This is a genomic window from Salinispira sp. (assembly GCF_059431795.1).
The window spans coordinates 160,765-187,151 of the sequence record NZ_JBXWXS010000014.1; the positions used below are offsets into that span (position 1 = coordinate 160,765).

At 52.5% G+C, this 26,387-nt stretch carries 16 protein-coding genes; 6 read left to right on the top strand and 10 right to left on the bottom strand.

Annotated elements, in window-relative coordinates; translation table 11 throughout:
* Positions 1 to 68: 68 nt before the first annotated feature.
* Positions 69 to 965 carry an EamA family transporter gene (locus AC52PS_RS05760; protein WP_495562091.1) on the bottom strand — a complete coding sequence of 299 codons (897 nt, stop codon included), beginning with the start codon at positions 963 to 965 and terminating at the stop codon, positions 69 to 71.
* A gap of 385 nt (positions 966 to 1,350) precedes the next feature.
* The gene (locus AC52PS_RS05765; protein WP_495562092.1) at positions 1,351 to 2,418 is read right to left on the bottom strand and encodes a hypothetical protein; all 1,068 of its coding nucleotides are present in this window, start codon (positions 2,416 to 2,418) and stop codon (positions 1,351 to 1,353) included.
* Between the two features lie 93 nt (positions 2,419 to 2,511).
* Between AC52PS_RS05765 and AC52PS_RS05770 the strand changes: the two genes are divergently transcribed.
* Positions 2,512 to 3,807 (top strand): patatin-like phospholipase family protein, encoded by a 1,296-nt coding sequence (locus AC52PS_RS05770; protein ID WP_495562093.1) that lies wholly within the window; start codon positions 2,512 to 2,514, stop codon positions 3,805 to 3,807.
* Positions 3,808 to 3,883: 76 nt separating this feature from the next.
* Here AC52PS_RS05770 and AC52PS_RS05775 read toward each other — a convergent pair whose 3' ends face one another.
* Positions 3,884 to 4,324 (bottom strand): SRPBCC family protein, encoded by a 441-nt coding sequence (locus tag AC52PS_RS05775; protein WP_495562094.1) that lies wholly within the window; start codon positions 4,322 to 4,324, stop codon positions 3,884 to 3,886.
* A gap of 207 nt (positions 4,325 to 4,531) precedes the next feature.
* Between AC52PS_RS05775 and AC52PS_RS05780 the strand changes: the two genes are divergently transcribed.
* The 5 genes from AC52PS_RS05780 (at position 4,532) to AC52PS_RS05800 (ending at position 16,255) form a co-directional block, all read left to right on the top strand.
* Positions 4,532 to 7,009 carry an ABC transporter permease subunit gene (locus tag AC52PS_RS05780; RefSeq protein WP_495562095.1) on the top strand — a complete coding sequence of 826 codons (2,478 nt, stop codon included), beginning with the start codon at positions 4,532 to 4,534 and terminating at the stop codon, positions 7,007 to 7,009.
* On the top strand, positions 7,006 to 9,357 hold the full coding sequence (locus tag AC52PS_RS05785) for an ABC transporter permease (protein WP_495562096.1): 2,352 nt from the start codon (positions 7,006 to 7,008) through the stop codon (positions 9,355 to 9,357). Before AC52PS_RS05780 ends, AC52PS_RS05785 begins: the two co-directional genes overlap by 4 nt.
* Positions 9,354 to 11,234, top strand: a complete 1,881-nt coding sequence (locus AC52PS_RS05790; RefSeq protein WP_495562097.1) for a dipeptide ABC transporter ATP-binding protein — start codon at positions 9,354 to 9,356, stop codon at positions 11,232 to 11,234. The genes AC52PS_RS05785 and AC52PS_RS05790 overlap by 4 nt, the downstream gene beginning before the upstream one ends.
* 205 nt (positions 11,235 to 11,439) lie before the next feature.
* Positions 11,440 to 15,021 carry a pyruvate:ferredoxin (flavodoxin) oxidoreductase gene (gene nifJ, locus AC52PS_RS05795; RefSeq protein WP_495562098.1) on the top strand — a complete coding sequence of 1,194 codons (3,582 nt, stop codon included), beginning with the start codon at positions 11,440 to 11,442 and terminating at the stop codon, positions 15,019 to 15,021.
* A 130-nt stretch (positions 15,022 to 15,151) separates the two neighbouring features.
* On the top strand, positions 15,152 to 16,255 hold the full coding sequence (locus tag AC52PS_RS05800; protein ID WP_495562099.1) for a tocopherol cyclase family protein: 1,104 nt from the start codon (positions 15,152 to 15,154) through the stop codon (positions 16,253 to 16,255).
* A 63-nt stretch (positions 16,256 to 16,318) separates the two neighbouring features.
* Here AC52PS_RS05800 and AC52PS_RS05805 read toward each other — a convergent pair whose 3' ends face one another.
* The 7 genes from AC52PS_RS05805 to AC52PS_RS05835 form a co-directional block, all read right to left on the bottom strand.
* Entirely contained in the window at positions 16,319 to 17,779 is a 1,461-nt protein-coding gene (locus tag AC52PS_RS05805; RefSeq protein WP_495562100.1) for an amidase family protein, read from the bottom strand.
* A 92-nt stretch (positions 17,780 to 17,871) separates the two neighbouring features.
* Positions 17,872 to 18,714, bottom strand: coding sequence for a TrmH family RNA methyltransferase (locus AC52PS_RS05810; protein ID WP_495562101.1), 843 nt, complete (start codon positions 18,712 to 18,714; stop codon positions 17,872 to 17,874).
* A gap of 11 nt (positions 18,715 to 18,725) precedes the next feature.
* Positions 18,726 to 21,101 (bottom strand): substrate-binding domain-containing protein, encoded by a 2,376-nt coding sequence (locus AC52PS_RS05815; protein ID WP_495562102.1) that lies wholly within the window; start codon positions 21,099 to 21,101, stop codon positions 18,726 to 18,728.
* Between the two features lie 40 nt (positions 21,102 to 21,141).
* The gene (locus tag AC52PS_RS05820) at positions 21,142 to 21,750 is read right to left on the bottom strand and encodes a UPF0149 family protein (RefSeq protein WP_495562103.1); all 609 of its coding nucleotides are present in this window, start codon (positions 21,748 to 21,750) and stop codon (positions 21,142 to 21,144) included.
* A gap of 75 nt (positions 21,751 to 21,825) precedes the next feature.
* Positions 21,826 to 24,510: a DEAD/DEAH box helicase gene (locus tag AC52PS_RS05825; protein ID WP_495562104.1), complete on the bottom strand. Its 2,685-nt coding sequence runs from the start codon at positions 24,508 to 24,510 to the stop codon at positions 21,826 to 21,828.
* Positions 24,501 to 25,568 carry a pseudouridine synthase gene (locus tag AC52PS_RS05830; protein WP_495562105.1) on the bottom strand — a complete coding sequence of 356 codons (1,068 nt, stop codon included), beginning with the start codon at positions 25,566 to 25,568 and terminating at the stop codon, positions 24,501 to 24,503. Before AC52PS_RS05830 ends, AC52PS_RS05825 begins: the two co-directional genes overlap by 10 nt.
* Before the next feature lie 186 nt (positions 25,569 to 25,754).
* Positions 25,755 to 26,372 (bottom strand): YqgE/AlgH family protein, encoded by a 618-nt coding sequence (locus tag AC52PS_RS05835; RefSeq protein ID WP_495562106.1) that lies wholly within the window; start codon positions 26,370 to 26,372, stop codon positions 25,755 to 25,757.
* Positions 26,373 to 26,387: the final 15 nt, after the last annotated feature.

Here is a 26,387-nt window from a genome sequence, read left to right on the forward strand (position 1 = left end):
TGAAGAGCTGCCGTTTCAGGCGGACTGGATCATTGTTTCCCCGGCCGCCCAATAGCACAGCTGCCGGGCTACAGCAGCAGAAGCAGAGTTATTCCCGTGAGGGAAAGCAGGGTGCCGGAAACGCCCCAGAGAGTGACTTTACGGCGAAACAGAAGGTGTTCAACAGGGAAGAGAAACAAAGGGGTGGTTTGCATAAGAACCGCAGCCAACCCCACAGGGATAAACATCACCGCATAGAGACTTCCCATGACACCCAGGGACGGCCCAACAACCGCGGCAAAGGCAATGAATCCCAGGGCGCGGCGGTCTTTCATCTTCCGAAAATCCTGAATAAGAGTTCCACGGAACCCCACATAGACCAGCAGTCCCAGAAGTCCTGCCAGCAGTCGCACCACATTTATCTCCACCGGATTGTCTCCCGCATTAATACTGAACTTGGATGCCACAATGCCCAGGGCTTGGGCCAATGCTCCCCCCGCGGCAAACAGCACTCCAAGGACCTTTCTGTTGCCCCGGGGTTCTTCGGTCTTTGCGGGGGAGGTATCTCTCACCACCAACGCGATTCCTGAGAGAATAAGCAGAGCCGCAGCTCCGGTACCCGGAGCCAGGCGTTCTCCGTACATGAGCCAGGAAAACAGCGCTGCAAAGAGGGGACTGCCTGTCATAATCAACATCGTATCCCGTGGGCCGATTTCCAGAAATGCCCTGAACAACAACAAATCGGCAAGCACGTAGCCAAACAGCCCCGACACCGCCGCCGCTGCAAATGAAGCGCTGCCGGAAAGCGCAGGGAGGAAGCTTCCGGTAATCATCAGTTGGATCATCAGGCTTACCGGGAGGGCTATCCACAGTCTGATATGGGCGGTGGTTCCCGATCCAACCCGTTTACCGGAAAATGTATAGAATATTGAATTGTGGGCCCATGCGCCGGCAGCGCCCAGGGCAAGTAGAACTCCCCAAATCACTAGCTGCTCCTTTTTCCAGGCGCAGAATTTCAGGAACCGGAACTTCTGACCGGGAAATCCTGCGAATAAGACAGAATGAAGCTGTACCACAAAGGGTGAAAGGAGGACAAGAGTCACGGCAGCTCAGGGGGCAGAAGAAAACGGCCCGGGGCACATGATCTGATTTCCCGGAATAGGATGCATCACGAGCCTAAATGCGCCACAAATTTGGCTGGGGTGAATCCGGTCAGCAGGGGGTGCATCCGGCCAATTAGTTTCTCAGGTGGTTTCTAATGGTGGCCTCTTCGGGAGGTTTTTTATTGGCGGCTTGTTCTGGTGGTTTTCTCTGGTGATTCCCCTGGTGATTCCCCTGGTGATTTCCTTTGGTGTTTTTCTCTGGTGGTTTTTAAAATTCCGGGTGTATGTATTTGTACTCATCAAGCCATAGATCGGCATAAAGATCCTCCAGAGGAGCGGCCTGGGAGGTAAAAAGAAGATCCCAGCTTTCCAGAAAATCATCCTGGAGATTCCCGGAATTCGGACTCCAGAGGGCATTTTTGCTGATCTCAGGGGTTTCCAGTCCCATAGGGATTCTGAGAAGCAGCGCCGCCGGTTCCAATAAGCTTGGGAACGATCCCGAAGGTTCCAGAGGGATATATACCGCCAGATCTTCCGGGGAAAAACCCGGGTACCCGCCGGGGGGGTAACTCAGAGCATATATTTGCGCGCCTGTCCCGGTTTCACTCCCTGAATTCAGACTGATATCCGCCTCTCCAAGGACGACCAGTCCGGGATCGGTGGCTGTATTTGGATCCCCTGCACTGGTAGACTCCAGGGGCAGTATTTCGGCAATACGCTGAGCAGAGAGCCGGAAGGATATTTCTATTCCTGTCCCGCCGTTATACTCACCTGTCAGCACGTAGCTGCCGAGATACTCTCCAGTATGACGGTGCTCCGGAGATCCGGCCGGCCAGGCTCCTCCGGGATCATCAGGGTATTCGGCGGGAATAGTGGTAACCACCGCCCCCTGGAACACCGGGTCGGAAAAATTTGACTGGTTGAAACTGTATTGGGCTCGAATATCATAGCTTCCCGGGGTATTCAGCAGCAAGTTCACCGGATTCCTGGGACCGCCGACCCCCTGATTGAGAGCATCCAGAGGGCTGAATTCCTGCTCTCCCGGCATGCGTACCGACCAGTATATGAGCTGGGGAACCGAAGACTCCCTGGATTCCAGCTGCAGCGCAACCCGGCTCCCCGGATACACGGTGTTGCCCGATCCGTCGCCGCCCTCCCGAACGTACCAAGCCAGTGATGGTCCCCCAAGATCAAACACATTACAGGAAACGGTGAAAAGAGGAAGAGAGAGTACCAGGATCAGCAGGAGGAGTAATGGAATATTTAATACCAAGCACCCGGCTCCCGCTTCTTTCGGTGAAACAGCACCGGCTGAGATAAAATGAAATCGCCTCATGTAGTAATCATACAACTCAGAAAAGGGGAATACCAGCATGAAGAATGAATAAATCCCCTTGCCCGGATTCAGTGGTGGAAGCATACTGTTGATATGGGAATCTTCAGAACAGGAAAAACATCGAAACGGAGCTATCACTCAGGACTGGTGCTGGCAGGCGGTGCCGCACGTGGGGCATATCAAATCGGGGTTTGGGAAACCCTGCGGAAGCACGGCTTCCGTTTTGACGGGTTTACCGGAACCAGTGTGGGGGCTTTGAATGCAACCCTCATGGCTCAGAATGACTGGGATTTTGCCGTCGAGCTGTGGTCCAACCTGGGCATTCAGGATGTATTGATTCTTCCCGAGTCTCTTCAGGGGGAAGACTTCTCCAAACTGTCCTGGCGGAAAACCGTAACCCTTCTCCAGGAGGTGAGGCGATCAGGCGGTCTAGATTCATCTCCTCTGCTGAAAATGCTCCGCGAACGGAGCAAGGAGGAAAAACTCCGGAAGTCGGGTGTGGATCTGGGCATTGTTACCTTCGGGATTTCAAAGTTCCGGCCTCTGAAGATTTTTCTGGATCAAATGGAACCGGGGAGTCTTCCGGAGTATCTCTATGCCAGTGCGTCGTTTCCCCTGTTCAAAATGGCAAAGATTGAGGAAAAGCGTTTCACCGATGGCGGGGTGTGGGATAATCTGCCGTGGTCCATGCTTACTGAAAGGGGTTACAGAGATTTAGTGATCATAGATATCTCGGCCTACGGCATGGTACGCCGACCGGATCCGGAAAACCGCCGGATTCTCTACATTAAAAACAGCCTCCCGCTGCCCCATCTTATGGATTTCAGCAGGAAAAGTCTTGATTACTCCCGTAACCTGGGCAGATTGGACAGCATGCGGATTCTGGGAGATGTGAGCGGGCTGGAATATTATATTGATCCCGCCAAAGATTCAAAAAACCGGATTGCCAAGATTGAGGATCAGGGAAAAGCCATCATCTCCGATGCTCTTCCGGATACCCTGAGAAAGATACGCTCAGGAGGCATAGCAGTGTTTGAAGCTGTGGCAAAAGCGTACGGAATTCCCCGGACTGAATACTACACGGTGGATTCCCTGTTCCGGGAAATCCGGGAGAAGGACCGGAAACTGCTTCAGGGCATTCAGACCGGAAAAGAGGAGGGAGGCCTGAGCCCCGGTACCATTCGGGATATTCTCTTCGATATCGCAAAACATAAGATGGGTGACCATGAGCGCTTGAATGAAAACCCTCCCATCCTGTGGCTCATGGGGGGAAAAATCCTTCTGCCGAAGCAAAGCGGCTACATTCACAGCATGCTGAGAGTACTTTATCCTGAACTTGAGGCTGCCCTGCAGTTCAGAAAATTATTTAAGCTCCCGGAATTACACTAAGCGACGGAATTACACCAGGAACCAGGACCGGAATTATCCCAGGAACCTGGCATAATGTCCTCAGCGCATATGGGTCTCAGCTGCCAAGGGATTCCGCATATACCTTGAACCGTTTCATATCCTCTTCAGTCTGCTTCCTGAAGGCCCCGGGTGCAAAAAACGCCATGAGTTTCATGAACCCCCGCATGCGGAATTCATTAACCTGAATCCACCGGGTTCCTCCATCTTCAAGGGATTGGAATTGGTTTTCACAGCTGTTTTCCACACCCCGAACCCTGAATAGGTACCGTATCCGTTCCGGAAGTTCTTCGCTGAGAATTTCTTCTTCCATCTCCAGCTCATCCTTCCCCAGTTTGTACTTAATCCTGGTGCGCGATCCAGCCTTGCCGGGCTCCCCTTCAAGATGATCCCGCCGCTGAAAACCTTCCTGCCACTGCTCCATATGGGCAGGGTCACTAAATATCCGGATCACGCGCTCCCGGGGGAGATCTATATATATTTCATTCTGATATTTCACTGCTGCTCCTTGGCCATGAGACGTGAACAATCCTATTGAAAATAACCGGATGGAAAAAGCCGGGTTACAGCTGAAAAGCCATTTTTTCGTTGACCCGGTTCTCTTTGAAAGATAATCTGTTGAAACTTGGGGCTTTTTCCAAAATCGCTGATTCTTGAAATCCCCTCTTTACTTCGCAAGTTTTACACCAATAGAGGCAAACACTCAATGAAGCACCGAAAAAATTTCTCTCGGGATCATCTTCAGCTGATATTTTCAGTGATCCTGCTTAGCGCCGGAGTATCATTTCTGCTTGCACTTCTGCTGTTCCCGGATATTAGCAAGGGATACAATCTGGCTGAGAGCGTCGACATGTCCAGGACCGTCCGTCATATAGAAGTTCTCAGCTCAGGAGAACATGCGGGCAGGCTCAGCGGCAGTCCGGGAAACCGGGCTTCTCTGGAATACATTTCCCGAGAGTTCAGTTCAATTGGGCTCCTGCCAATGGGGCAAGAGAACGGCTACCTGCAGCAATTTCCAGCGGTTGTACCCCATTTGGACGAATCCCCGGAGTTCAGTATCACCATTCCCGATTCTCAAGAGAAAATTCAATTTTTTCTGTATGAGGATTACAGTGTACACAGCAGCTTCTTCTCCAGGTCTATCGATTTTTCTGGCGATATTCTTATTTGCAGCAGAAGTTTGAACAGTTATCCCCCTCAACTGCTGAAAAATCGGCTCATCATTGCCCCCCGGCCCAGCTATATGATTCCCAGTCTTGAAACCGCCAGAGCAGCTGGCGCTTCGGGATTATTTTTTACTGCTGCAGCAAACTGGTACGGAGCCAGGGAAGTTAACAAGCCTTCAGAAAAGCAAATTGCGATTCACGATAAACTGGCTGCAGATTTTTTCTCTGGAGATATGAACCCCGCTGCAGTTGCAGAAGTAAAAAAGCTCGCCCGGGGAGAGGAGGATCCACTTCTGATCCCCGGTGCATCCATCTCCGTGGAGATGCACTTTCCCGTTGTATCCAGCGCAAACATCCTTGGGGTTCTCCCGGGACGTTCCACCCGTTTCAACCCGGGTAAAGGTGAGCTGGAACCGGAGAAGGGAGCGTTGATAATTTCCGCCGATATTGACGGCAGAGGGAGAGGACCTGAGGGAATTCACTTTCCTTCGGCATCAAAACAAGCATCCTCTGCCGCACTGCTTGTTGAATTGGCCAGGGCGGCAGCTTCGGCACCGGTCTCTCCAAAGAGAAGCATTATATTCGCCGGATGGAATTCCTCCGAAACCGATGCCGCCGGAGCCCGGTTCTTCAGCAGAAATTCCGGAATTAATCTGGAGAAGAGCCACATTATTCATCTTCAAAACCTGGGGACAGGGGGCATTCAATCTTCGGTGGTGACCGACGGTCGAAACGCAGGTATTCTCAGCAGTCTTTTTTCCCAGTATGGAGCGAACAGAGCAGTACCGGTATCCAGATCCACTGTGGATTCCTCCGGCAGTGTCGTTCCCTTCATGAACCTGAACATGCCCGCATTGATATTCAAAGCTTCCGCCTCCGCTCCGGACGGACTTCAGAACAACTTTGCGTCAGTTGATCTCCATGCATTGGAACAGCGGGGAAAAATCGCAGCCGACTATCTGGAATATGAGCTGTATGAGCCTCCATTTCTGAGCCTTCTGCCCCGCTCCATGCTGCTGACGGTCACTGTGCTGATTATCCTTATACTTATTGTCCGTATTGTAGGCCGGCTCAGCGGAATGCCCGGTTCACGAAATGTATGGGAAAATATCTATTTCCACCCGCTGATGAGCTTTATCCGTCATGCTGGCGCGTATCTTCTTCCGGCTTCTCTGGCAATGTTTTTGTTTATTCTTATTATTCAGCTGCCCCCGGACAGCCAGGTTAACCGAAGCACAGGGGAGAACAACATTTCCTTTCCGCTGCTTATGAAGATGGGCTGGAATTTTGTACTGGATTTCGCAGGGGGAAATCTTCGCACCAGTGCCGACAGCGGCACCATCCTGGGTATTCTGTTCTCCTCGGGACTGCAGAGTCTGAAATTGATCGCCGGAGCACTGGGTGTCTCAGCCCTGGTTTCATTTCTCGCCGCCCGCCGGAGCGTACTGGGCAGGAATGCTTTCTCTCCCCAAAGAGACTCGTTATCTCTTGGGGGCATTCTGGGAGCATCCGTACCGGACATTGTAGTGATCCTTGCCATGCTCTCTCTGTACGTCGCCTTCTCAAAGATCCATCCCGAATTAAGCAGAAATCTGCAGCTTCAGCAGGGATTCTTTCCCCTGATCAGTATCAGCATTCTTCCCGCCGCCTACAGCGCACGAATGACAGGCCTCCGGATGGACCGGGAATTGCAACGCTCCTATATTCTTGCAGCCAGGGCCCGGGGCTACAGTCCGGGCAAAATATTCCGAACCCAGCTGCTCCGTCCGCTGGCAGGAAGTTTCGGCGAAAATCTGCCCTCCCTTATGGCATTGATTCTTACGAACCTGATTCTTGTTGAATACCTGTTCAACTATAAGGGACTGGTATTTTACCTCTTATATTTTTACCAGCGCCACGATGCGTCAAGCTTCATCAGCGTATCTCTGGCCCTCCTTGTACTGTACTCTCTGGTATCGCTCATTGGGGGCGCCATGGCCATGGTCTTTCAGCCTATGAAATCACGGAGGCTGGTATGAAACGAGACATCCGTGCCGTCGTCTTCGTGAGTGCATCGCTTATTCTTCTTTCTCTGCTTCTAATAATGATTTTTGCCGGCCAGATCGCACCCCGAAGCCCGTATACCATGCAGAGTATCAGATCCTGGACCGAGGATGGGCGGCTGATATTTCAAAAAGCCCCCTATCCGCCGTCTAAACGTTTTCCGCTGGGAAGCGATGAATTCGGCAGGGACATTCTTAGCAGAATTATCCACGGTAGCCGGATTACCATTCCCCTGGCATTCTGCATTGTCCTGCTCCGCTTCGCCCTGGCCGTCCCCTTGGGAATCAGAGCCGCCCTGGGGGGGAAAATCGCCGCCGGGCTGATACATCAGTTCAGCCTCATATTTAACGCCATCCCTGCTTTGCTTATCAGTCTGATAATTCTTAAACTTGAACTTTTTCAGAGCATGGACACCATGGCTTCTGCACTTGCGTTCACGGTGGTTCTGGCCGGGGTTACCTGGTCCCGAACCGCTCACATCATTCTGGAACGAAGCAGCAATATTCTCTCCATGCAGTTTATCCGCAGCGAAATTGCCATCGGAAAGTCTCCCTGGATGATCACCCGGAAAAACCTTATCCCCCATCTTCTGCCTGAGACACTGGTCCTCTTTTTTATGGAAATCGGCTCGGCCCTGACCCTGCTGATGCAGTTGGGAATTTTTGCCGTTTTTCTGGGAAATCTCAAGATCGTCAGGGATACCACCAATGGAGTAATCAGCTATTTCAACGTGAGCTTCGAACCCGAATGGGCCAGCATGCTTGGAACCGCCCGTAATATGATTTCCACCGCTCCCTGGATGGTGGTTTACCCTGCACTGGCATTTTTTATTACCGTACTGGGATTCAATCTCTTTGCCGAGGGTCTGCGGAGGTTTCTTCCCGGCCCAGGACAGTCGCCCTCCCAGCGGGTCCTGTCTTCCCCCGGAAATAAGGGGAAGAAAAACCCCACGGGGATCCGGCGGCGGATTCTCGTCGGCGCAGGAACGGCTGCCGTTCTCATGCTCATGTTTCTGATCCCGAATCCAGTGCCGGAATGGCGCCTTCAGAGCTTTTCTGAACGGCTCACCACCCCTGTGCTCCCCGGAACTCCGGAGGCTCTGGAGCGGGCCCAAAATATCCGGGAATATTTCCGGGAGCAGGATCTTCTTCCCGTTTTCGGGGATTCATACCAATGGCGGCAGGAACACCCGGCGGAATACCACCAGGGAGAAAGAAAGCTCCGCATCACCCTGCCATCAGCCAAGCGGAGATCCTTTACCATGGAACCCGAAACTTCTTCCACAATGCTGAGAAAGTTTTCCGTTCAGGATGCCGGGGACTCGGGCTCGCTCTCCTATGAAAATATTCCGCTCCTGGACGCCAGAAGCATGGATCTTTTCAACTTTTCCCGTCAGGACGTTGATGGAATGGAAGAGTCCTTTCTCCTGGTGGATCCATTAATCTATCCGGAGCGGGCATTTGACTCCGCAATTGAGAGGATCGCCGGTTTTCCGGAGATCAAGGGATTTCTGGTTCTGAAAGATTCCCGCCGCATCTCATCGAATACGGCGGTGGAAGCAGCAGAATATACTGAAATCCTGATTGACCGTTCACTTATTCCCTCAAGCGCTGTGCTGTCCGCTTCAGCACCTGAGGGGAGGGGCACACTTTATCTGGAGTTTACAGCGCTAAAAGGGGAAAGCGCCCCTGTTTTCCTAACAGGAAGAATCCAGGGTACCGATCCGGGACTGGAAGGTAAGGCCATAATGATCACCATGGACTATCTTTCAGCATCGGCCCGGCCTGAACTTGCGAATTGGCAGTTGAATCTCATCAGCGCCTTATCCGGTCCCTTCCGGGGCTCCAGATCATATGTAATCTGCCTTACTCCGGGCAGCGGTCAGCCGGGTTTCAACGGACTGGCAGAATATATTGATCAAATGCCGGTAAATTACAGTGATATTGAACTGCACATCAACCTCAGCGGGATGGGTCTCTCCGGGGAAGAGGGCATGGGGTTCAATCGACAACAGGCCCCGGTAACCCGTACCTATGCCTGGTCAATTGCCAGGCTCATGGAGGAAAAATTACAGAATTGGAGCCGGAGGGGACAAATTCCCCTATATTCCATGGAATCTCGGCTCAAAACAGGGCAGTACTATTTTCCCCACAACCCGGAAGTAAATGCTCACTTCTGGGAACACGGAATAGCCAGCATCTTCCTCCAGAGCAACCGGAATTTTCTTGAAAGCGAAGGCAGAGAATTGGCAGAAATTATCCTCGAGAGTCTGTATATGAATAATCACCCCTACGATGAACCCCCAGGAGAGAGCGGATCATGACACATGCAAACGATGAAGGGCAGCCGGTTATACAGATAGAAAATCTCTCGCTGCGCTTTCCCTCTGCCGAAGGAAGCGTGCCCGCTGTTAGGGAATTAAGCTACGCCATCTCCCCTGGAAGCATTAACGGTATTCTGGGAGAATCTGGAAGCGGCAAGTCGGTAAGCAGTCTTTCTCTGGCAAATCTGGTATCGGGAGGAATTCGGGATGCCGATTGTCTTGAATTCCGGGGCAGAAATCTCATGCGAATGGGAGAAGCTGAGCTGAGCAGCCTGCGGGGAGAGGAGATCGCATATATCTTCCAAAACCCCCGGGAAAGCCTGAACCCCTATGCAACTATCGGCACACAATTCCGCCAGCTGCTCAGGGGTGAACAACTGGGGAAGGACGAGATGAACCACCGTATTCATCGGGCATTACAGGAAGCCGGTCTCCCTGAGGCCGAACAAATTCTTGAGATGCACCCCCATCAACTCAGCGGAGGACAGAATCAGCGGGTGAATATTGCCATGGCACTCCTTCTCAGGGCGGATGTAATTATTGCAGATGAACCCACAAGTGCGGTGGACAGCCATCTGCGTGGTCAAATTCTCTCACTTCTGGAGCGTATTAACCGGGAACACGGCACTACCATGCTGGTCATCACCCATGATTTTGCGGTGATCCGCAGGCTGTGCAGCAGGGTGCTGGTGATGTACGGCGGCCTGCTTGTGGAAGACGGTCCGGTGGAGGAAATTATGACCGCCCCCCGGCATCCCTACACCCGGGAGCTCCTTCAATGCAGCGCATCCCTGGAATCTGCAGCGGGCAGCCTGACCCCGGCAGAATCATCCGCTAAGAGGGTGTACAGCCTGAAGGGCACCCCTCCCCGGCCGGGAGACTACGGCGACCACTGTCCCTTTGTCCCCCGCTGCAGGTACGCCCGGGATATCTGCAGCTCAGCCCTGCCCGGTATGCAGGAGACCGGGAATGGAGGGCATGGTTTCCGTTGCATACATTCACAGATTCCCGCCCCCGCGCTGGGAACCGAAACCCTCAATCCGGCACATCACAGAGCGGTAGCAAGCGCTCCGGCTGAAGCGGCGGGTTCTGCCGGTCTACCTTCAGCCGGAGCACCCGCTGCTTCAGAAGCCCATTCTCCGTCGGCTTCCGGTTTGGACCGGAGGGAACCCGTACTGGAAGCACGGGGCATATCCAAACACTTCCTCATTCAAACCAATCCGTTCCGCCCCCCGGGACGGATTGATGCACTGAAAGATGTGAATCTCCGGCTTTACAAAGGAGAAGTTCTCGGTCTGGTAGGGGAAAGCGGCAGCGGGAAATCAACCCTGGGAAGCATTCTGACCGCTCTTCAGACACCTGACTCCGGAGAAGTTCTTTTTAAAGAGCGGGATATCTTCGCTCTGCGACCCCATGAGCTGAGAAATATCAGAAAAGATCTGCAGCTGATATTTCAGCAGAGCGGAAGCGTGCTGGACCCACGGATGACTACCGGAGCAATTCTTTCGGAAGCCCTGAGCCTTCATAATATCTGTCCCCGGGAAAATCAGAGAAATGAACTGGAAAGACTTCTTTCGTTGGTGGGGCTTCATGAAGATACCCTCCGGCGATATCCCGGGGAGCTCAGCGGAGGCATGCTCCAACGGGTGATTATCGCCCGGGCAGTGTCCACCAGACCTTCGGTGATTATCTGTGATGAACCGGTGTCCGCCCTGGATGTCTCGGTGCAGGGACAGGTGCTGAACCTTTTGAAGGATCTGCAGGAAGAGCTGGGGTTGAGCTATATTTTCATTTCCCATGATATAGATGTGATCGCTCATATGGCCGACAGAGTCGCCGTTCTTGAGTCCGGTACACTGAGAGAAGAGGATAATTGACTCAGCGCTCTTCACGGATGATTGTTGCCATTAGCTTCAAGAAAGAGGTAAATAGTTGACGAAACTACCAGAGTTTATGTGATGAATATCACATAAAACCATAATTCTGACACAATTACTCTCTTGCAAACTCCCTTCCCACGGTTTATTATGAGGAGGTACCAACAAATAGTGCCATCAAAAAACCACGAAAAAGAGGATCACTATGTCAGATAAAAAAATGGTGATTGTCGACGGAAACGCCGCAGTCGCCCACGTTGCACATGCAACCAACGAGGTAATCGCCATATACCCGATTACCCCCTCCTCTCCTATGGGTGAGCTCTCAGATGAGTTCTCTGCCAAAGGCAAGGAGAATATATTCGGTACTACACCCCATGTAGTAGAGATGCAGAGCGAAGCAGGAGCCGCCGGAGCAGTACACGGCGCGCTGGCAACAGGTGCCCTTACCACCACCTTCACCGCCAGCCAGGGCCTTCTTCTGATGATTCCCAACATGTTCAAGATCGCAGGTGAACTGACCCCCACAGTCTTTCACATTGCGGCACGGGCCATCGCCGCCCAGGGATTGAGCATTTTCGGAGATCATTCGGATGTAATGGCAGCCCGTTCCACCGGTTTCGCAATGCTTGCTTCCAACAACGTACAGGAAGCCATGGATAATGCCCTTATTTCCCAGGTGGCAACCCTGGAAAGCCGGGTGCCATTCCTGCATTTCTTCGACGGTTTCAGGACCAGTCATGAAGTTCACAAGATCGAGGAAGTTTCCTATGAAACCATGAAGGAAATGATCGATATGAAGCTTGTTCAGGCTCACCGTGCACGGGGTCTGGATCCCGAACGGCCCAGCATTACCGGTACCAGCCAGAACCCCGACGTGTACTTTGCAAGCCGGGAAACGGTAAACAAGTACTACGATGCCACTCCGGATATTGTGCAAAAGGCCATGGACAAGTTCGCGAAACTTACCGGCCGCCAGTACAGAATTTTCGACTACTATGGTGCGCCGGACGCTGAACGGATTATTATCCTCATGGGTTCCGCAGCGGAAACCACCGAAGAAACGGTTGATTATCTCAATGCACAGGGTGAAAAAGTGGGACTTGTTAAGGTACACCTGTTCCGCCCCTTCAGCACCAAACATTTTATTGAGGCCCTTCCTGCAACGGTTAAATCCATTGCCACTTTGGATATGACCAAGGAAGCCGGCTCACTGGGTGAACCCCTCTATGAAGACGTGCGCACCGCAATCGGCGAAGCTATGGCTGAAGGCAGCGCAGCTTTCAAGGAATACCCCACAGTTGTGGGCGGACGTCACGGTCTGGGGCTCCAGCAGCACGGAACCACCCCTGCAATGATCAAAGCGGTGTTCGATAATCTGGCTGCGAAAACCTCCAAGAATCATTTCACTGTGGGCATCAATGACGATGTTACCAACACCAGTCTTTCCTACGATGAAAGCTTCATTACTGAGAGCGATGACGTGCATCGGGCGGTATTCTTCGGTCTCGGTTCCGACGGTACCGTGGGTGCCAACAAAAACAGCATTAAAATTATCGGCGGTGCCACAGATAACTACGCCCAGGGTTATTTCGTTTACGACTCCAAGAAGGCAGGTACAACCACTGCAAGTCACCTCCGCTTCGGACCCAAACACATCCGCAGCACATATCTCATTCAGGATTCCAACTTCATTGCATGTCACAAGTTTGCGTTCCTTGAAAAAGTGGAAATGCTCAGCATGCTGAAAAAGGGCGGAACCTTCCTTCTGGCCAGCCCTTACAGCAAGGATGAAGTATGGGACAAGCTTCCCCTTGAAGTGCAAAAGCAGATCATCGAAAAAGAAGCGAAATTCTATGTTATCGATGCCATGCGTTTGGCAGAAAAGATGGGCATGGGGAACCGCATTAACGTGATCATGCAGACCGCATTCTTCAAGATTTCCGGAATTCTTCCCGAAGCGGAAGCGGTTAACCTGATTAAGGATGCCATCGTTAAAACCTACTCCAAAAAGGGCAAAGACATTGTAGATGCAAACATCCGCACCGTTGATGCATCCCTGAGCCACGTGGAACAGGTGGATTATCCTAAAACTGCAAGCAGCAAAATTACCAAACCCGCCCTCATTCCAGATGGTGCGCCTCAGTTTGTGAAGGAAGTGACCGGCGAGATCATGGCGAACCGGGGACACAAGATTCCCCTCTCCAAACTGCCGGATGACGGAACCTTCCCCGTTGGCACCACCAAGTACGAGAAGCGGAATATTGCCGAAAGCATCCCTGTGTGGGATCCCCAGGTATGTATTCAGTGCGGAGACTGTTCCGCTGTATGTCCCCATGCCACAATCCGCATGAAAGCATACGATGACGGCTTCCTGGAAAAAGCACCGGAAACCTTCAAGAGCTGCGATGCCAAAGGCAAGGATCTTGCCGGCATGAAATTCACCATTCAGGTTGCACCGGAGGACTGTACCGGCTGCGGCGCATGTGTGAACATCTGTCCCGCATTCGCCAAAGACGCCGACGGCAACAAGACCGACCGAAAAGCTATTAATATGGAACCCCAGGCTCCCCTGAGAGATCAGGAAAAGGAAAACTGGGAATACTTCCTGACCATCCCCAATATTGCCCGGGATAAGGTGAACAAGAAAAACACCAAGGGCAGTCAGCTACTGGAACCCCTCTTTGAGTTCTCAGGTGCATGTGCAGGATGCGGGGAAACCCCTTATGTGAAGCTTCTCAGCCAGATGTTCGGTGACCGTACGGTAATTGCCAATGCCACCGGATGTTCTTCCATCTACGGCGGTAACCTGCCCACAACCCCATACACCACCAGAGCTGACGGACGGGGTCCCGCCTGGTCAAACTCTCTCTTTGAAGATGCCGCAGAATTCGGTTTCGGATACCGCCTCACTGCAGACAAAATGGATGAATATAGCCGTGAATTGGTTGCTAAAGCCAAGGATCAGAAAGTGATCGATGCAGCCCTGGCCGACGAAATCCTTGGAAACAACCAGGAGACCGAAGAGCTGATTGAATCCCAGCGGGTTGCAGTAGGCAAAATGAAGGATATTCTCAAGAAGAAGCCCGATGCATTCAACGAGGAACTGCTGTCTGTTGCCGACTACCTGGTGAAAAAATCCGTATGGATTCTGGGGGGAGACGGATGGGCGTTCGACATCGGTTTCGGAGGCCTGGACCATGTAATAGCTTCAGGCAAAAATGTGAACATCCTGGTGATGGATACCGAAGTGTACTCCAACACCGGAGGTCAGATGTCCAAGGCGAGCCCCACCGGAGCCATTGCTAAATTCGCTTTCGGCGGTAAACCCACCAAAAAGAAAGACCTGGGAGCAATTGCCATGAGCTACGGTTATGTATATGTGGCGAAAATCGCCATGGGATATAACCGTATTCAGACCATCAAAGCCTTCCAGGAAGCCGAAGCGTATGACGGACCGTCAATTATCATGGCATACAGCCACTGTATCGCCCACGGTATAAAGGACATGGGTCAGGGTATGCAGCATCAGAAAGCAGCAGTTGATTCAGGCATGTATCCCCTCTACCGTTTTAATCCTGAGCTTTCGGAAGCGGGCAAGAATCCCCTCCAGTTGGACAGCAAGGAACCCAAAATTGATCTGGAAGACTATCTGTACAACCAGATCCGATTCCGGAGCCTGAAATCCTCCAACCCGGAGGCTGCAGCCAAGTATCTTGAGCATGCGAAGCGGGATATCGAACTTGAGTACAAACAGCTGCGCTACATGGCGGACCGACCGTTCTAAACGCAGAATTAATTCTGATATTCGTATAGACCGGTAATCAACGGTCAATCAGAGAACAAATCAAGCCCGAGAATTTTTCTCCCGGGCTTTTTTTGTCTGTAGTGAGCCGAAAACGTTATATACTTTAAGCATGAGAAAACCATTTCGATCACATCTGTATCAGGGCCCACACCTTGATTTTTCCCGGCTGCCCTCCTCAACCGCTGCGGGCGACCCGGGAGCCAAGAGCAGCAGCGCCGGCCAGGGAGCCAGCGGCGGCGGAAACACAAACCCCAAACAAGGATACTTTGAAGGCTGGTATTTCAAACAGACGTTACCCGACGGCAGAGTAATCGCCTTCATCCCCGGAATGAGTCTGGGATCTATTCCACATGCTTTTATTCAGATTAATGATTCGGTTCTTGGAAGCTGCTATGTACGTTTTCCATTGGAAGAGTTCAGCATCCACTCCAATGATCTGAATATACGCATTGGAGGAAATGAGTTCCGCCTTGATGGGATTGCCCTTGATCTGAAAAGCCCTCTTGGACATTTTCAGGGCAGCATAGGTTTCACCGAAATGCAGATGCTGAAGCCGAGAATTTTGCGGCCGGGTATTATGGGACCGTTCAGCTATATTCCCGGAATGGAATGCTATCATGGGCTGGTTTCTATGGATCATCGTTTAGACGGGGGCATCTGGATTACCCCGCCGGGACACTCTGCAGAATCCCATTTGCTTTCCGCAGACGGGGGTCGGGGATATATTGAAAAGGACTTCGGCAGCTCTTTCCCCCATGCCTGGATATGGATGCAGGCAAACAGTTTTACGGAATCCGGAGCCTCCTTTATGCTCAGTTACGCCCATATTCCCCTGGGGTCCCGGGGTTTTCCGGGGCAGCTGGGATTTTTCCGTCATCCCGAGTTCGCCCCCCGGGGCAGGATCTTCGGAACATACAGTCGCCGGAAAATCCGCTTCACCCGTATTTCAGACGAAGGAGGGCGAATTGAATGTCGGGTGGCAGACAGAGAAAGGAACAGCAATTTCAGAATAGACGTTCAGGCGGTTACCGACGGGGGGAGGGAACTTATCGCACCGACCCAGGGAAATATGGAGAGGCGCATTAAGGAAACCGTTTCCGGAACCCTGAAGCTCACCCTTTATGACCGCAGCCAACTGCTGTGGGAAGATGAAAGCGACGGCGCAGGAATGGAGATTCAGGGACCGGTGGAGCGCCTGCTTAAGCTGGACTGATGCCGGCGGAACATCGGCTCATGGCCGGCCGCGTCGGACTCCAGGACCGCGACGAATATCCGTCTACTGTGCCTGTGAGGCGGGGTGTAATCCCGGCTCATCTTGAGTGAACACTGAAGGACGAAAGCCGGCGCGCGTGTCTATTCGGAAATCCCGCTCCAGACAGTGACCCATTCCAAGGAGCCGGGCTTCACTCCACGGCTTCCCAAGCAGGGATAGTCCCAGAGGCAGGCCGTAGAGTTCTCCCATAGGCAATGTAAGTGACGGCCAGCCGCTCACCGCCGCGGGGCTGCTGGTACTGCCCCTGACACAATCCCCAAGAACCGGATCTATGAGCCAGGCTGGATTGTTGGACGGCATGGCCAGGGTGTCCAGCTTATGTGTATTGAACAGGGCACGTAAGCCCTCATCCACGGCGAGGCGGGTGCAGGTCTCTTTGGCAGCCCCATATGCTCCGTCGGACCTGCCGGAGGTTCTCCAGGACATCTCAAACAACTCCTGTCCGAAAAACGGCATAACATTCTTTGCATGTTTTGAATTATAGGCGATCAGATCTCCCAGATCTGTAAAGCCCGAGCCGCTGCGCTTTTTGCTCAAATACGAACGGATATCATCTTTAAATTCGCAGAGTAAAACGGTGAATTCGGCATCGTTCAGGGCGTTTCCGCCGGGTAATTCATCAAGTTCAATCAGCTCGGCCCCAAGCTCCATAATCCTGGAAACCCTTTTGAAATAGAGATCCAGAACTCCAGGGTCGAAGCCTTCGGGCTTTTTCAGCACCCCCACCCTCCGGCCCCGGAAATTCTTCATTCCCAGGAATGCTCCGGGTGCATCCGCCGTCCACCGTTCTTTCATCACGGTGGCAGGATCTTCCGGATCCTCCCCTTCAATGGCGGCCAGCAGCCATGCTGCTCCCGCAACAGTCCGGGCAATAGGGCCGGCGGTATCCTGGCTGGCGGAGATGGGAATAATCCCGCTGCGACTCACCCTGCCCACCCCGGGTTTCAGGCCCACCACTCCGTTCATTGCCGACGGACAGATGATCGAACCGTCTGTTTCTGTTCCGATAGCCATCTCCGTATAACCGGCAGCCACCCCGGCAGCTGAACCGGAGCTGGAACCGCATGCCGTCCGGTTCAGGACGTGGGGATTACGGGTAAGTCCTCCAGCAGAACTCCACCCGCTCACACTCCTGGTGGATCGAAAATTGGCCCATTCGCTGAGGTTCGTTTTGCCTACAACCAGGCCACCGGCCTGCAGCAGCTTCCCTACAATAAAGGCGTCTTCCTGCACCGGCACATCCCTGAGAGCCAGGCTGCCGCCGCTGTTTCCCAGCTCCATGGTGTCGATATTATCCTTCACCAGCACCGGAACGGGAGAGGATTCATTCAGCCCGTGGGCCCGGGCTTTCATACGCTCCGGATCGGCAATGCTGATGCATGCCCGGGTAACCCGGTTTCCCCGCCGGGGATCGTTAATTAAGTTGAAAAATTGTTCAGCTGGCATGGCTTTTTCTTTGCTCATATAGTCTATCTCCTTGTAGCTGCTGAAGCTAATAGCTGCTGAAGCAGGTGCGTCCCGCCCGGAAGGAGGGTATTCCATCGGATCAGCCCCTGTCACTTCCTGCTTAAGGCAAAGAAAAAAATCCCCGCCGCAACTCCCACATTCAGGCTATCCACATCCTCATTCATGGGAATTTCCAGGAGGGCATCAGCCTGACTCAATAACTCCGGCCTGATTCCCGTAAACTCATGGCCCAGAAGGAGAATCTCCGGTGGTACCTGGGTATTCCGCCGGGCGGGGCTTTCACCATTCGTATCTGTCTGAACCGCCGGGGAAGCACGGTAGACAGAAAGATCATCTGCGCCGTGCTCGCGGGTTTCTGCGGCAAGCAAGCGGAACCCCCGTTTCTTCAGATGAGAAATTTCTTCCACAGGTTGATTGGTATACAGCATCGGCATGGTGAACACCCAGCCGGCACTGGCCCGTACCGCCTTCCTGCTGAAGGGATCAGCGGATTTGGGTCCCAGTATAATACCGCCAAGGTTAAAAGCCCGGGCACTCCGAATAATCGCGCCCAGATTGCTCCCCTCCTGAATACCGCTGCAGTCCGCAAAGAGATGCCGTGCCGGGGCGGCTTTCAGCAGCGACTCGATATATCCGAGAGACCTGTATTCCGGTCGCTGAAAAGCGGCAAGCACAGCCCGGTGAAATTTAAACCCCACCAGGGAACCAATTTCTCCGGGTTCCCGGATAATGATAGGACAGCGGGAGTTCGGCAGGTTTTTATATCGGGCATTGCCGGCAGGGGTGCAAAGCACCGAGCGTACATGAAGCCCGCTGTTGATGAGGCGGTCAACAAGAGTTTTTCCCTCTGCAATGCCGATATTCCGATCCCTGAGATCCTTATCTTTCAACTGATAGTAATCTTCCAGATACCGGTTTTCAGACGCATCCACAGAGCAGCTCCTCAGGTCCCGGGATGCTCAACGGGAACGGATATGAGAAACAAGAGACCGCCGCCCTTCCCTCGGTTTACCGATATTACTCCCTTCAAATGATACTGAACCAAGTTATGTACAAGGTGCAAACCCATCCCCACCCGGCCCTGAGCCCGTTTGGTGGTGTGAAAGGGCTCGAATATCCGGTTCAGATCGATCTGGGACACCCCTGTCCCGTCGTCCTCGTAACGGATATTCAGCTGCTCCCCCCGCACTTTCACCTGAATGCGTATTTCTCCGTTCCCATGGCCATGGTATCCATGCAGTATGCTGTTCCGGATCAACTCCTGAATTACCTGCTCCAGAGCTTCGGCATCATTGTACATTTCCAGATTTTCTGGGCAATCTATTCTGATATTCATCTCCGGGCTGCCGGATGAGCTGCTGCGCTCCTGCAGAATATCGAGAAGGTCACGGGGCCGGAACCTGCTCAATTTTTGCTGGCCCGGTTGGACGCTCAATGAGCGGAAGGTTTCAACCAGGTCCCCGGCTCTCTTAAGATTCCTCCGTAGAGAATCGGCGGCCTCAACAACCTGATACAGGAACTTATACAACTCACTCGTATCGGATCCGCTGCTCTGGCCGGGTTCACTTTCCCCTTGAGAGTTCCCCTGGGGATTCTTTTTTAAATTCATCTCCGTTTCAACCGGAGCCCTGTTTTCAGCACTTTCAATAATTTCACGGCTCCGGTCCTGGAGAAAAGATGCCAGTGTTATGCTGGACCCGATGGGAGTATTCAGCTCATGCCCCACACCCGCAACAAGCCGGCTCATTTCTGTGAGCCGTTCCACCCTGCTGAGCTCTCTCTGTGCATGCTGAAGTTCATCCAGAAGGGTTTCCCGCTCCCGTTCCCGCACAGTTGCTTCATGGATAAGCGTCCAGCGGTACAGATACCCGGAAAGTTCATAGGCAATATGCTCAGGCAAGTCCAAGGCGTCGGGGGTAACGGCTGCTAAAATATATCCCAGGGGCACTGAGTTATGCTGCAGGGGAACGGCATGAACCCGGGAATCCGGAGCAAAGAGAACCTCTTTCAGATCCACCGGATACAAACTCCCTCCCTGTCGGATGCTCCGGGAATCCGGGTTGAGAAGCACCACCCGTTGTTCGCCACAGTTTGTATCCATGTAAAAGCCTTGGTCCATTCTGAGCATCTGCTCATCTCCGGCGCTCTCATTTTTCAACATTACCAGCATTGCACGGACGCCTGCCAACATAAGGGTGTCCGCAAGCTCGGGAAAACATGTGCTGAGTCTGGGCTGCTCAAGAAGTATTTTTGTAAACCGGAGCCGGAACTGCTGAAGCTCTTTAATTCTCAGATCTTCGAGTAAAAGTTCCCGGGCACGATTCACCTGATTTTTTTTCAGATCATGCCCTGTGGAGGGACGGAAGACGGGTGCACATGAAATTCTGCCGGCTGTTTCTCTCGTCGGCTCTCGGCGGGCACTGGTTGTATGTGACTCTCCATTTTCTTCGAGGAGGTGCAGTATGGCCCGAGCGGCCGTTCGACCCATTTCCCTGATGGGAAATTGCACGGTGGAGAGAGGAGGGGCCATGGCAGAAGCGTACTCAAAGTCATCAAATCCGCTGAGCATAATATCATTGGGAATGGAAAGGCCCCGGTTCCAAAGTGCTTGTGAGGCTCCGAAGGCGCTTAAATCGTTTGCACATACCAGAAGGTCGGGAATTCCCCTGCAGTTTTCCAGAAATTCTGCCATACGGGTACGGGCGGTAAAAGAAGTAAAATCACCTTGAATATAATCTGAAGGCGCAAATTCCAAGGATGCATTATGAAGGGCATCCAGAAATGCCCGGTACCGCTCATCTGCTTCAATGTTTCCCGACGGACCGGCAAGAAAGGCCGCCCTGCTGATGTTTCCGGCGGCCACAAGTCTGCTCACAAGGTCGTACATTCCCCGGTAATTATCTGCATTGATGCACGGAAGGTTTTCCAGTTCGCTGCCCACATTCACCACAGGCTTACCGGACAAAGGACGGATAATTTTGGACCGGAGCAGACCTTCCTGTTCACGGTAAGCAAGTCCGCCACCGTAGATAATGTAGCCCGAGGCAGGCACCCGGGAACTCAGATCATAAATCCAGTTACCAGATTCACCGTGGGAGACCCCTGCTGTATTTTCAGAACCATTGTCCCGACAGCCGTCAGCCTGCTCTTCTTCAACATTCTCAATATCGAGTGTATCTTCCCGGAGATACCCGCCGTTTACGCTGATCCACGGAAGCCCCAGCGGGTCAAACACTTCGGCGATTCCTCCGGCCAGCTCCCAGGAAACAAAAAACGAGTAGCCTGGTTGAAGAAGAAGTACCGGATCCATGCTTTCCATACATCTATTCTGATATGAATCTCAAGCGATAGCAAGCGAATCAATTGAGATGAAGGAATTCATCATCTTCATCCTCATCATCTTCCACATCCTTCAGAACCTCGTCCCAAAGCTCAGGAATCTCATACAGACCCTTGGGAAGAAATGCAAAGCTTTGATCCATTAATTCTTCCCGTTCCTCTTCGCTCATGTATGGTGCATGTTCATGAAAATATTCATCGGGATTATGGAAAATCACCACAGGGAGAGTGAGCGCAATAAGCTCCTCTCCAGCTTTCCGTTGAAGATCTTCCGGCCAGAGATTGCTGCCGGTGAGAAAGCCCTCACACCACTGAGATGGTCTGCACTCCCGCCAACTCTCCATGTTTCCGGGGAAATACGGGGTGAAACGACGTTCATGAATGGCTTCGATAATTCCAGTGAGCATTGTCCTCAGATCCTCTTCCAGTTCCGCGGTTTCTTCAGAGGACTCTTTATGAACCATTGACCGAAGCCACTGGCTTTCCGGCAGAGCCACAGGGCTCAATGCCACAGCACCGAGGAATCCGTGCCAAAAATCTCCGGGGATCTCTTCCTGATGATACACCCCGAGCTGTCCAGCCAGCTTTTCGAGCTTCTGCAATTCTATTCCGAAGGATCGGCTTTCCATGTGGTTCTCCTTATGTACGCCCTGCGGGCACATGCATTTACGCCCATTAGGGGCATTTCTGAGCATCTTTCAAATTTAACGGAACAGTTCCATCATTTCTTCCCTACTAAGGTGACTGAGCAAACTGCCTCCGCCATTAATAATATCATCCGCAAGACTGCTCTTTTGCTCCTGGAGCATCAAAATCTTCTCTTCTATTGTTTCTTTTACAATGAGTTTGAACGCGCTTACATTTTTGGTCTGCCCCATTCGGTGAGCCCTGTCTATGGCCTGCTGTTCGGCTGCAGGATTCCACCAGGGATCGAAAATGATCACCGAATCGGCTGCGGTGAGATTGATACCTACCCCCCCAGCTTTCAGACTCAAAAGGAATACCCGGGTGTCCGGATCATTCTGAAATCGGCGCACTTCCTGATCCCGCTCCCTGGTCTTGCCGGTAAGCAGGACATGCTCCCAGCCTTCCTCATGGCACAGTGCTGCAATAGCCTCCAGACTCCCGATGAACTGGCTGAATATCAGCACCTTGTGGTCTTCACTGAGAATATCGGACATTAGGAGCCGCAGAGCCGCCATCTTTGCCGAGTTTACCCCCCGGTAGGCGGGATCTGCAAGGGGAGGATGGATGGCAAGTTGTCTCAGTCTGAGCAGGGATTGAAACATCAGACTCCCCTTCAAGCGGGCATCGCTCTCCTGCTGAATTTCTTCCATGAGCCGGAGACGGGCGTCTTCATACACCTGACGCTGCTCCGTTTCCATTTCCACATAGCGAACTATCACTTCTTTGCCCGGTAATTCCTCCAGTACTTCATCCTTGGTCCGTCGGAGAATGAATGGCCTCACCAGTTCCTTGAGCTCATCAAGAAGGTTTTCGTCCCCTTCCCGTTGAATTCCCCGGAAGAACTGACCGTAAAATTTGCGGGGACTTCCTAAAACCCCGGGATTGAGAAAGTCCATCTGGGCGAACAGTTCCATCACTGAGTTTTCAATAGGAGTACCGGTCAGGCTCACCCGGTGCCGGGATTTCAGGGAGCGCACCGCCTTGAAAACCTGTGACTGAATATTCTTAATGTAATGCGCCTCGTCAAGGATGACAAAATTCCAGGTTTCATCCAGCAGAAGGGAAAGATCATTCCTGAGCGTCTGATAGCTGACAAGCACCACATCATGCTTAAGGAGATCGGAAATATTCTGACTTCTTCCACTCCCTTCATGCCTGATCAGGCTCAATGCGGGTGCAAAACGGCGGGCCTCCGCCGCCCAGTTCGCCATGGTAACTACCGGGGTAATTATCAGCACAGTCCCGAGACGGGTCTGTTCCTTTCGGCGCAGCAGCAGACTGAGGGTCTGAAGGGTTTTGCCCAAACCCATATCATCCGCCAAACAGGGATTCATCCCGTTGGACAGCATATACTCCAGCCATGAAAATCCGTAATGCTGATACGTCCTCAGACGGGTTTTCAGGCCCTGGGGCTGATCACAGAGAGGAATTCGGGATACATCCTCCAGTAGGCTCTTCATTTCAAGAATATGCTGAAGCTGATGCTGATCCCCGGTATCCAGCTGGGAGTATATCCGGTCCAGGAGGACCATATTCAGAGATGAGGTTTGCAATATGCCCCGGGTATCCATACCCCTCCGCTTCAGGTACTCCAATTGTTTCAGGTCCCGTTCTCTCAGCATTACATATGCCCCGCCGGTTCTCAGAAGACCGGGAATATCTGAAGCCGGATCCTGAAACAGGTCTTGCTTACCCGCGGGAGTCAGGGCTGAGACCTTAATGCCCAGCATATCCAGATCATTTTCTATTGAGAGAGACAGCTCACCTTTTGAATACACTGGCCGATTTTCCACCATCACCGGAATATCCTCATCTAGCAGAGCTCTTCCCCGGTGTACCAGAAACTCCGCCACATCACTGTCTATCTGGAAATCATGGGCAGGCCCGTCTTTAAAAAGATCAGCATAGATTCCCCGCTCGTATACTAAATCGGGATTTATTAATTCCTTCAACCGGGCAAAAAACTGTTCTTCAAACACCAGGTCACGCACTATCGGGTCACTCTCTCCGTCTGTTTCTCCCATATGGCGGTTTCTGGTATCCTTTTCCAGATGTGTTGTTTCGCTTCTTGGATGAGCAGACGAACGGTAGGAAACTTCCGTATCGCCGTAGCGAAAAAACAGCTGAATACCTGTACCTCCACTATTCTGTTCAATCCGCAAGAGAGGACAGGCTCCGTCTTTTCCCTGGCGGAGATCGCTGAAATCCGGTGGAGGTAAGACTTCATCCATTTCATCCGGATTCCCGGCAGCATCTGCAGGATCTTCCCCGGCCGCTTCTGTGTCCCTGTCCGGCAAATCGTCAGGGGCAAACAGACCTTCCTGAAAAAGGTCCGGTTCGGGAGAAGAAGACGGCTGCCTCGATGCTTCCCGTCCTTCCAATACCGATCTGAATTCATCACGCTGAGATCCTTGGATGCCGGGAATCAGACCATCCAGAACCCCTCTAATAAATAATGCCGTGGTATGAACGCAGAACCCGGGTTCAGCGCAGCTGCAGCCGGGAATCACCTCACCGTCGAACATATCGATCTCGGCGTCAAACTGCCGGCCGCTATCATCGAACACACGGGATTCAATGAGGTTCTTCCCCTGAACCGGTGGCATTATCTGATGATTACGGAGAATGCGAAGACTGCGCTGAAGTTGCCGCTTCTGCAGAATTCTTCCTGCCTGAGATATATGAAGAGTGTTCAGATGCACAGCCGGCGAATCTCCCCGGGGCTGCTCAAATTCAGAGAGAACTCCCGTTGTATAAGCTCGGAAAAATCAAGGGGCAGTGCAGCAGCATGGCAATTCAGATCATTCTGCCCCCGGGACTCGGCCTCTTTCACGTCCGCTCCCCCCGAATCCCCGAAACCCACTGGATTCCCCGAATCCCCGGAATGGCAGAGGACGGCGCTGTGAAGGGCCTGATGATTCAGAATGAGCGATTGCCGGTCTGCTTCCCCCAAGCCATCGGATATGAACCGGAGAAAGAAGCCCTCATCCCGGCCGTATATCTTATCCCCGAGCACCGGGTACCCCAGGCTGGAAATAGTTGCTCGAATCTGGTGCGTTCGGCCGGTTATCAGCTCTGCGGCCAATAGCGTATAGCTTGAATTGGCTGCCAGGGGTGTAAAACGGGTTTCTGCGTTTTTCGCGCTGATTCCGTCGGGGAAGGAGGGGGAATAGCGCTGCTTTTTGCGAATGCTGCTGTTCCTGTCCTGGAAAATCCACCCATCAGCGTGTATAGATTCTTGTACCCGCCCATGAACCATTACCAGATACTTCTTCAGCTGCCGGGCTCTCTGCTGTTCGTTTTGAAACAGCCATCTTCCCCGGGGAGTGAGGGCCGCCACAATAATTCCGCTGGTCTCCCTGTCGAGGCGGTTCACCATGGTTACATCCGAGTAGCGCTCTTTCAACATACTCCAAAGGGTGTTTTTCCGGTAAATTCCGCCGGGGTGGGAGGGCAGATTCGGCGGTTTATTGATAACTATATAATCGGCGGTCTCATGAATAATCTCAAAACCGGTATTCACTTCAGGCTCTTTCAGGTCTGGGGGGAGATATGTCACCCTGTCTCCGCTTTCCACAACCTGCTGTGAACCGGCTTCCCGATCATTCACCTTCACCCGCCCCCGCTCAATCTCTTCAATCCATTGTTTCATGGACAGGTAGGTAAACCGGGAACTGAGAAGCCGAAGAAGTGATATGCCGCTGTTTTTCATTTCAACTACAATGCTGTAGGTGGTGGGTTTTTCTTGGTCCCGATTCATGGATGAATGAATGTATCAGCTCGACTCAAGCTCTGCAATACGGAAACAGATCCCCAAGCACTGTTGAAAGCGGATAATTGGGTCACATCCTTCCGGGCACGATCCGTTCATGGTCGAGCGCAATCAAATCATGGCCGGACAGAATCAGTTCATTGTCGGACACGATCAAACCATGACTATACATATTCAATTCATGGACGGTTTGGATCCGGTTTCCCCCATAATCCAGTACAGGCCGCCCTTTTTCTTCAGCGCATTCCGCCAGCCAACCTCTGGGTTGGGGGAGAAAATGATATCGCTGCTGGAAGGATGGGTCACCCAGGCTTTTTCCTCCAGTTCGGCCTCCAGCTGCCCGGTTGCCCAGCCTGAGTATCCGGCAAACAACCTCAGTTTGGGTCTGTGGGTGTAGGGCAGATCATCCCAATTATCGTGAATAAACTGGAGAACCGGCCGGACATCGGGTTCAAAATACATGTTATCGTGAATCAGAATGGCCGCTTCACTGCGATAGTCTTCCGGAAGCCCCTGCTGCACAAGGAAGACGTATTCCTGCTGGACGGGTCCGCCCACGAAAATTGGAATATGGGATGCGCTGTGATCAGCAAATTGTTCGGGGAAGATATCCCCCAGGGTGCTGTCTGAGGGTCGGTTCACCACCAAGCCCAAGGCACCGGCGCTGTCATGACTGATGATCAGAACAACGGTGAACTGGAAATGAGGATCAGTGAGTTCCGCTTCGGAGATAATAAATTTTCCGCCCAGAAAATCCGGTTTCCCCGGGTACGAAGGCCCGGCTTCAGACATGCATACATCCTTTCC

Bases quoted from the DNA above. Each gene is read 5' to 3' on its own strand.
- nifJ (WP_495562098.1), top strand. From the start codon at position 11,440: ATGTCAGATAAAAAAATGGTGATTGTCGACGGAAACGCCGCAGTCGCC.
- AC52PS_RS05785 (WP_495562096.1), top strand. From the start codon at position 7,006: ATGAAACGAGACATCCGTGCCGTCGTCTTCGTGAGTGCATCGCTTATT.
- AC52PS_RS05790 (WP_495562097.1), top strand. From the start codon at position 9,354: ATGACACATGCAAACGATGAAGGGCAGCCGGTTATACAGATAGAAAAT.
- AC52PS_RS05765 (WP_495562092.1), bottom strand. From the start codon at position 2,418: ATGAGGCGATTTCATTTTATCTCAGCCGGTGCTGTTTCACCGAAAGAA.
- AC52PS_RS05835 (WP_495562106.1), bottom strand. From the start codon at position 26,372: ATGTCTGAAGCCGGGCCTTCGTACCCGGGGAAACCGGATTTTCTGGGC.
- AC52PS_RS05780 (WP_495562095.1), top strand. From the start codon at position 4,532: ATGAAGCACCGAAAAAATTTCTCTCGGGATCATCTTCAGCTGATATTT.
- AC52PS_RS05820 (WP_495562103.1), bottom strand. From the start codon at position 21,750: ATGGAAAGCCGATCCTTCGGAATAGAATTGCAGAAGCTCGAAAAGCTG.
- AC52PS_RS05800 (WP_495562099.1), top strand. From the start codon at position 15,152: ATGAGAAAACCATTTCGATCACATCTGTATCAGGGCCCACACCTTGAT.
- AC52PS_RS05770 (WP_495562093.1), top strand. From the start codon at position 2,512: ATGGGAATCTTCAGAACAGGAAAAACATCGAAACGGAGCTATCACTCA.
- AC52PS_RS05805 (WP_495562100.1), bottom strand. From the start codon at position 17,779: ATGAGCAAAGAAAAAGCCATGCCAGCTGAACAATTTTTCAACTTAATT.
- AC52PS_RS05815 (WP_495562102.1), bottom strand. From the start codon at position 21,101: ATGGAAAGCATGGATCCGGTACTTCTTCTTCAACCAGGCTACTCGTTT.
- AC52PS_RS05830 (WP_495562105.1), bottom strand. From the start codon at position 25,568: ATGAATCGGGACCAAGAAAAACCCACCACCTACAGCATTGTAGTTGAA.